The sequence below is a fragment of the Staphylococcus sp. HMSC061G12 genome (genome assembly GCF_001838465.1).
Lineage (GTDB): Bacteria > Bacillota > Bacilli > Staphylococcales > Staphylococcaceae > Staphylococcus > Staphylococcus simulans.
Genome location: NZ_KV837152.1, coordinates 21393 through 29937, shown reverse-complemented (window position 1 = coordinate 29937; position 8545 = coordinate 21393). Strand labels below are relative to the sequence as shown.

Genomic DNA, 8545 nt, shown 5'->3' with positions numbered 1-8545 from the left:
GAGCTTTTTGAGCTGTTTCAATTTTTTGTTTAGCTCTTTCGTTATTACCTGGTGCTTGGTTAGCATTTAATTCTTTAGCTTGAGCTACAACAGTATCAATAGCTTTAGCATCTGTACGTGCTACTTCGTTAAGTTTGCGATGTGCAGCAGCTTTTTGTTCTGGTTTTAAGTTTTTCAAAGCTTCAACAGTATTGTGAGCTGCTTTAACTTTTTTAGCTACGTCTGCTGGAAGGTTAGTGTTGGCAGCTACTTCACGAACGTGTTTAGCTTGAGCACTTTCAGCATCTTTTTGTTTAGCAGCAGCAACGATGTCATTAATTTTTTGACCGTTGTTGTTTCCGCTATCTACTAAGATTTGATGGTTAAAATCATCTTTTTGAGCATCTGTTAAGTTTGGTAAATTGTTAACTGTGTTATAAGCAACAGAAGTTAAAGTGTTTAATTCTCTAACTGCTTTGTCTTTTTGTTCAACAGTGCTAGCACCTGCTTCACGAGCATGTTTAGCGTTACCATTTTGTTCGTCTAAAGCTTTTGCATTAGCAACGATATTGTTAATGTTATGACCGTTGTTGTTACCACTGTCTTGTAAGATTTGTTTGTTGAATGCATCTTTTTGTTGATCAGTTAAGTTGTGTAAGCCGTTAACTGTGTTATAAGCAACTTGAGTTAAAGTATTTAATTCTCTTGCAGCTTTTTGTTCAGCTTTAGCTTTTTGTTCTTTATCATAAGCGAATTGAGCGTCTAATTGTTTAGCATCAGCAACGATAGCATCGATACGTTCGCCGTTGTTAGTACCGCTGTCTACTTCAACTTGATGTAAGAAGCTTAATTGTTGTTTGTCAGTGATGTTTTTCAAAGAGTTGATTACTTGATAAGCATCAGCAGTTTTTTGATTTAAAGCTTTAACAGCTTTATCTTTAGCAGCAGCGTCAGCTTTAGCTTGTTCTTTACCTGCATTTTTAGCAGTTGCAATTTTAGCATCTTCAGCTTTAGCGTTTTGAACTAATCCTGCAATTTCATCAGTAGCTGCTTTAGTAATTTTTGCGCTGTATCTAGCTTTTGTAAAATTAGAAAGGTTTTCTAATTTATAAATTTCAGCTTTAGCGTTAGCGATTTTTTGAGCGTGATCTTTTTTAGCTGTTTCAATAGCAACTTTTTTAGCAAGTTCTACTTGTTGGTTAACAGCTTTAGCGTCTTGTTCAGCAGCAACTTTTTTAGCAGTTGCAACTTGAGCATCTTCAGCTTTAGCGCTGTTTACAATACCTTCAACATCAGTAAGTTTGTTATTACCAGCTGCAGCAGTGATTTTTGCGATATAAGCATCTTTTGTTTTATCAGAAATATTTGGTAAGTTATTTACCACGTTATAAGCGTTTTGTGTAATAGTTGTAGCATCTTGCGCATTGGCTTGAGCATCAACCGCTTGCGCTCCGCTTAAAAATACTACTGTTCCTAATGACACAGATGCGATACCGACTGTTAATTTACGTAAAGAAAATAGTTGTTTTTTCTTCATGATGTATTTCTCCTCCTAATGTGACTATGCATAGTAGTGATGACAATATGATAGGTTATTTATAGATATGCATATATTTTACACTACGTATATAGACATGATGCTTCACTTAAAAAATAAGTGTGAAAATTTTCTGTAAATTTAGACGTGCCTTTTACATTTGGTATGACATAATATGTCTTTTATAGAGTTTTGAAAATTATTTAATGGTTTAATGTGTATAAATTAAAGTTTTAGAAGAACTATCTTAACTTACTTTTTAAGTTTCTCCTTAGAATCAGAAAAAACAACCCGATAGATATTTCTACCGGGTTGTTTGAGATAGGGGAGTTTTTATAATGTTAGATAGAAGAAAAATATTACTTACTTTCTTTACGACGTGCGTTTAATAAGAATAAAGTACCTGCGCTTGCAAATAAAGAGCCAGATAATAAACCAAATAGTACTTCGTCTGATTCACCAGTTGCTGGTAATTCTTTTGCATCAGCTTTAGGTTTCGCATTTTCTTTCACAACTTTAGCGTCTTCTGCTTTAGCTTCTGTTAAGATTGCTTCGAATTGTGCACCTTTATCTTCTTTAGCTGATTTATCGATTTGTGCGATATAAGCGTCTTTTTGTTTTTGAGTTAAATTTTCCAATTTGTTCACTGCATCATGAGCTGCTTTAGTTCTCTCTTTTACTGAAGTTTTTTCATCCGCAGCTTTTTTAATATCTTTCTCTACAGCTTTTTCATCTGTTTTGTTTTCAGGTGTTTTTTCTTCTTTTACTTTACCTTCAGTTTTAGCATCTTCTTTAGGTTGTTCTTTTTGATCAGCTTTCTCTTCAGACTTGTTGTCTTCAGGTTTTGCTTCTTCTTCAGTAGCTTTATCTTCTGATTTTGAATCTTCTTGTTTTTCTTTATCGTCAGCTTTGTCTTCTTCAACTGGTGCTTGTTTAGCATCTAAAGCTTTTGCTTCAGCTAAAATAGCTTCAAACTTTTCTGTGCTGTTTTGACCACTTTCAACTAAGATTTGGTGGTTGAAGTCATCTTTTTGTGCATCTGTTAAATTAGGTAAGTTGTTAATTGTTTTATATGCATCTTGAGTTGCTTTGTTTAATGCTTCTAGTGCTTCAGGTGTTTCTTTAGCAGCTTGAGCATCCGCAGCTTTAGCTTCTGATAAAATCGCCTCGAAGTCAGTGCTATTTGTACCTGCAACTTCTAAGATGCGTTGATTGTATACATCTTTTTGAGCATCTGTTAAGTTAGGTAAGTTATTGATTGTGTTATAAGCCTCTTGAGAAGCTTGGTTGATATCTTGAGCTGTTTGATCATTTACTTTTTGAGCTTCTGCTAAGATAGCGTCGAAGTTTGTGTTGTTAGCACCAGCTGATTCAAGAATTTGTTGGTTATATGCATCTTTTTGCGCATCAGTTAAGCTAGGTAAGTTGTTGATCGTGTTGTAAGCATCTAAAGAAGCTTGATTGATATCTTGTGCTGCTTGATCATTGGTAGCTTGTGCTTCGTCTAAAATTTTGTCGAAGTCAGTGTTGTTAGCACCGGCTGTTTCAAGAATTTGTTGGTTATACGCATCTTTTTGCGCGTCCGTTAAGCTAGGTAAGTTGTTGATAATATTGTAAGCATCTTGAGAAGCATAGTTAATATCCTCAGCTGCTTGTGTATTATCTTGTTGAGCTTCAGCTAAAATCGCATCAAAGTTTGAGTTGTTTTGTCCGCTTTGTTCTAAGATTTGTTGATTGTACGCGTCTTTTTCAGCATCTGTTAAACTCGGTAAGTTATTAATCGTGTTGTAAGCTTCTTGAGTTTTTTGATTTAAATCTTGTGTTTCAGCGCTTACTGTTTGTCCTCCGCCTAAAAATACTAATGTCCCAAGTGATACTGAAGCAATCCCCACAGATAGCTTACGTAAAGAAAATAGTTGTTTCTTTTTCATTTTCTAATCCTCCTAATAATAAATATGCATATACTTTGATAGACTTACTAAGATGAAAAAAATATATATTGCTTATACATTTATTTTACATAATAGGTGTAGACATAAATTTTCATTTATCAGAAAAATGAATGCGCTTTTCATAAATAAAGCACACGACTTATCCACATGGTATGACGCATTATGTCATCTGATGACTATATGTTTAAACGGAAAGTTAAAATGATTAAGAAAAAGTGAAAGCGTGATAGAATAAACAGAAAGTGGCTATTAATATAGGAAGAAACTCATTATAAGTTTCGACAAAAAAGCTGCATGTCCAAATTGAACATACAGCTTTCATGTTAATATTCATTTGCGCTTAGTCGAGTAAATAAGTATGTTTCTTGAAGTTTCAACAATTCTTTCATCACAATTTGATATGTACTTTCAGGTCCGACAAGCCGTGCTTGATTTCGTGCAGTGAAACAGAAGTTAATCGCATCTTCAACACACATTTTAATACGAATGACATAATACTTTTTATTAACTAATTTAATGATTTTGTGTTGGTAACGATGTCGAATCAATTCATAGAGTTCTGGCACGAGTTCAAATGTGACCCATTCTATAGAGTTATAGACGGATTGTGCATGGAAGTGGTTTGGACTGCAAGTGACAACTTTTTGTTTTAAGTCAGTAGAAAGGATTTGATCATGCATCTTATAAATTAGGTTGAATGTAAAGTTATAATATTGAATGCCGATAGGGGTAATCTCTTGGTGGTTATCAGTATATAGCTTTTGAGATTTATTGATTGCACGTGAAGCAGTCACAATATGATTGAGTTCATCGAAACGTTTGCCTACTTTCAATTTAGACAAATGTGAACGTAATGCGCTTTCATGTTGCGTATGGAAAGTTGCAATCAGTAATTCTAAATAATTATAAAGATGTTGATCAATATCAGGTGAAACGGTTTCTAACAACGTCAGCAAAAAGTAAAGTGAGACTTCATGGTTTGAACTGGAACTGTCCATTTCATAAGATTCTAACTTATGATTGTAGGTAATCTCTTTACGATAACCATGCCATTCGTCTGTATCGTAAAGAAAATTCCGAATATTATCGATATCTCTTTGTATTGTCCTTGAAGAGACACCCCATTCGTTAGACAGCTCATACTTATTTACAACCTTTTGTTGAAGCAAACGCGTATAAATACTTAAAATTCTGTGAGCTTGTTCCATAAACATGCCCCCTTGTTCTCAAGATGAAAATTCATAGATAGTGAGGAAAGATTCGAGTTTATGTGAGGTTACGAAGGTCGTCCGTCCAAATCTAAACACTGTAAAATCCTCGTTCATAATTAGTATACAATAATTTTGCATGCAAAAGAATAATGAATTGGATTGTGTGGTGGATAGATTATAAAGCTAACTCATTCTTTCTCAATAGCACTATGATAAAATTAAACTGCTTTGAAATAAATTTTATTAAAGGAAAGGTGGTCTGTATGTCTGATATCGTCATTCAAACCGAAGCAAGCCGATTAACAAAAGCACAATTAAATGATGTGTTGAACATAGATCGTGGCTATATTGCACAATGGGCAAACCAAACAAAAAGTATTGGTATATTAATTCAAGATCCGGCACAATTCTTGCGTGTTTATCTCGCTGTACAATCTAACGGTTATTTACCGGTAGTGTTAGATGCAAAGTGGACGTCTGAACAACTACATCAAATTTTAAATCATTATCAGATTACACATGTGATTGCTGATAAGAAGATTGAAGGTGTTAATTCACTACGTCTTGAACAATTAAATGAAGCAGAAACACCTTCCTCACAAAAGGTAACATCACCGCCTGATGATTTATTGCACATCGGTTTTACTTCTGGTACGACAGGCATGCCAAAAGCATATTATCGTAATAGGCACTCTTGGTTAGTCAGTTATGATGCGAATGACGATATCTTAAACACACCACCTTCATGTGTGATTGCGCCAGGTCCAATTGCGCATTCACTGACCCTTTATGCCATGATGTATGCGTACCATTCTCATTGTCCGTGTTATATGCAGATGGATTATCATCCTGCGCAATTATTTCATCAGCTTATCGAGCATCCAAAGGCTGTCGTCTTTATTGTACCTTCGGTTTTAGAACAAATTTTACAATTAAACACTAAAAAGTTAAGAGATATCTCTGTGACATTTCTAACGTCAGGTGCGAAATTAGAACCGCATACGATTAAACGCTTTAAAGAAAGGATGCCGAAATCACAAGTTATTGAATTCTTCGGTACAAGTGAAGCGAGTTTTATTTCATATCATCACGTGACAGACTATGCGCCAAAGAATGTCGGAAAACTTTTCAAAGGCGTTAAAGTTATTCTAACTGATGACACTGGACAGAAATTGTCTGACCCTACTCAAATCGGACAGCTTCATGTACAAAGTGATATGGTCTTTTCAGGCTATGTAGATGGAGAAAGCATCTCTAATCAAGACACTATTGCGACAGGTGATTACGCAAAAATGACAGAAGATCAAGAACTGATATTAGAAGGACGCGTCAATAATAAAGTAATTGTGGGCGGTATGAATGTCTATCCTGAAGAAGTGGAACGTGTAATTTTAGAAACGACACCGATCCAACACGTTATGGTGACAGGTGAAAGGCATTATGAGTTAGGAGAAGTGTTGATTGCGTATTACCAAACAAAACAACCTATAACGATTCGAGAGATAAAACGTGATTTACGTCAATATTTAGAACGTTATAAAGTACCGATGCGCTTTATTGAAGTACCAGAAATGTTATGGACGAATAGCGGAAAAATCGCACGTAAAGAGATGGATGAACGCTATGGGAGGAAAGAAAAATGAGAGAAGCAGTCATTATTGAAGCGAAACGAACACCAATAGGCAAGTATGGCGGTATCTTTAAACATTTAGAACCTGAAGCTTTACTCAAGCCGCTTATCGATGAATTGATACAACTGCATCCGTCTATCACTTCAAATATACAAGATGTCATCATTGGTAATACAGTAGGTAACGGCGGTAATCTCGCGCGTAAATCATTACTTCATGCCGGACTCTCTTCTGATATTCCAGGTATGACGATAGATCGCCAATGCGGCTCAGGCTTAGAAGCAATCAACCTGGCATGTCGTATGATTCAAGCCGGTGCAGGGGATATTTATCTTGCAGGAGGAGTGGAATCAACAAGTCGAGCACCATGGAAAATTCAAAAACCGCAATCACTGTATGAGAAACACCCACCAAAAATATATGAACGTGCGCCTTTTACCCCAGAATCTATGGGAGATCCAAGTATGTTAGAAGCAGCTGAAAATGTAGCGCAAGTTTATCAAGTTGCTCGTGAACGTCAAGATGCTTTTGCGGCACGTAGTCATCAAAAATACTTTGAACATTTATCACAAATCCAACGTGAAATCGTACCTTTAACGATTCGTGGTGAACAAGTAACACAAGATGAAGCACCCAAACAAAAGATGTCTGCACAACGTTTAGCACGATTGAAACCGCTATTTGATGCAGGCTCAGTCACTGTCGGCAATGCTTGTCCTAAAAGTGACGGTGCTGCGTTAGCGTTAGTTATGTCACGTGAAAAAGCAGAAGCACTCGGGTTAAAAGGTCAATTGAAATTTATAGATGCACAGGTCTCAGGAGTCAATCCCAAATTATTAGGTATTGGACCTGTCCCTGCGACTGAACAACTATTAATGAGACATCAACTGTCTATTTCAGATATGGATTGGGTCGCATTTAATGAAGCTTTCAGCTCTCAAGTACTCGCTTCTATGGACTTGCTTGGTATAGAAGAAAGACAAGTGAATCCATTTGGTGGTGCACTCGCTGAAGGACATCCATATGGCGCAAGCGGCGCAAATTTAGTCGCACGACTGATTTCTATTCTTACGTATTTCCCTGGAAATCATGCATTAGCTACAATGGGCATTGGTGGCGGATTAGGTATTACGACTTTATTTGAGAAGGTAGAGCACTAAATGAAACAGACATTTACTTGGAAATTATCGTCGCAATACGCTTCCGTTCCTTTAGATGCGTTTTATTTAACAGATATCTGGCATCGTTTTGAACCCTTTCAAGCATCAGCTGAACATTCTTTTATCTTAAGACAGAAACGTATCCATCGTTATCATTCTTTAATAGAAGGAAAGACTTATACAGCTGAACTTAAATTAATAGATCAACGGGCCCTTAAACACTTTGAGCAATCACGTTATTTACTTACAGTTACTGCAACGGATAGCGCTGATATATGGATAGAGATTGAAACAACTTTTGTTACTATGAAAGAGACATTTCATCAACAATCCTCATCATCTGAAACACTTAACGTTAAAGAAACATTTTCTTTACCTCCCCAAGCTTTACCGTTAGTAATAAAGTGGGATGATGTTGAAACGTATTTAAAAACAGTCTCTGATTATAATCCTATTCATTGGCAAGAGGAAGTGATGCCTGGAGATTTTGTGGTAATGAAAGTATTAGAGGTAGGGGCATCGCATGATCATGAATTAAAAGCTTATCGCAAGTTAGACATTAAATATAAACAGATGATCATAAAAGATGAATGGTTATACATTCAAGTGGATTCAAAAGACAGTTATACGTATATGATTGTATATAATACAGCGCATCAACCATGTATAGAGATTAAAGTAAGATAGATAATGGATGATTTATAAGAAATAGGTATGAAGAAAGAACATATTAATAAATGTTGAAAACCACACCGTGGTTTTCTTTTTTATGCAGTTTGGTACAATTTTAAAATTTTGTAAAGAAGCGGTTATTTAATCAAATACGGGTAGAGCCACATAAGGAGGGATTTATATTGGACCTTTATGCTGGTTCTTTTTTTATGTCTCAAAATACTAAGACTGAGATGCATTGTTAAAAGGGCCACACTGACACGGTTTATGAAACATAATGTATATATTCTCTAAAAAATGAATAAAATTTTTTCTTTGGGATTTCAAGCACATTAAATTCGCTTATTATTCATAGTTTATACATGTAAACCCCATATAAATGTATTAAATATACAGAAACATG

The 8545-nt window shown here is 35.5% G+C and carries 6 protein-coding genes; 3 read left to right on the top strand and 3 right to left on the bottom strand.

Features of this window, described 5'->3' with window-relative positions; translation table 11 throughout:
- The 3 genes from HMPREF2937_RS10410 to HMPREF2937_RS10400 form a co-directional block, all read right to left on the bottom strand.
- A partial coding sequence (locus HMPREF2937_RS10410; RefSeq protein ID WP_142351441.1) for a YSIRK-type signal peptide-containing protein occupies positions 1-1516 on the bottom strand: 1516 nt, incomplete at its 3' end.
- 359 nt (positions 1517-1875) lie between these two features.
- A complete protein-coding gene (locus HMPREF2937_RS10405; protein WP_070864531.1) occupies positions 1876-3447 on the bottom strand; it encodes a YSIRK-type signal peptide-containing protein in 1572 nt (523 codons plus the stop codon).
- Between the two features lie 344 nt (positions 3448-3791).
- Positions 3792-4676, bottom strand: coding sequence for an HTH domain-containing protein (locus tag HMPREF2937_RS10400; protein ID WP_070864530.1), 885 nt, complete (start codon positions 4674-4676; stop codon positions 3792-3794).
- A gap of 266 nt (positions 4677-4942) precedes the next feature.
- On the opposite strand from HMPREF2937_RS10400, the gene HMPREF2937_RS10395 reads away from it, so the two are divergent.
- From HMPREF2937_RS10395 to HMPREF2937_RS10385, 3 genes are read left to right on the top strand one after another with little or no spacing between them, the layout of a single operon-like run.
- A complete protein-coding gene (locus HMPREF2937_RS10395) occupies positions 4943-6322 on the top strand; it encodes an AMP-binding protein (RefSeq protein ID WP_070864529.1) in 1380 nt (459 codons plus the stop codon).
- Entirely contained in the window at positions 6319-7470 is a 1152-nt protein-coding gene (locus HMPREF2937_RS10390) for a thiolase family protein (protein WP_070864528.1), read from the top strand. Before HMPREF2937_RS10395 ends, HMPREF2937_RS10390 begins: the two co-directional genes overlap by 4 nt.
- A complete protein-coding gene (locus tag HMPREF2937_RS10385) occupies positions 7471-8157 on the top strand; it encodes a hypothetical protein (protein WP_070864527.1) in 687 nt (228 codons plus the stop codon).
- Positions 8158-8545 lie beyond the last annotated feature (388 nt).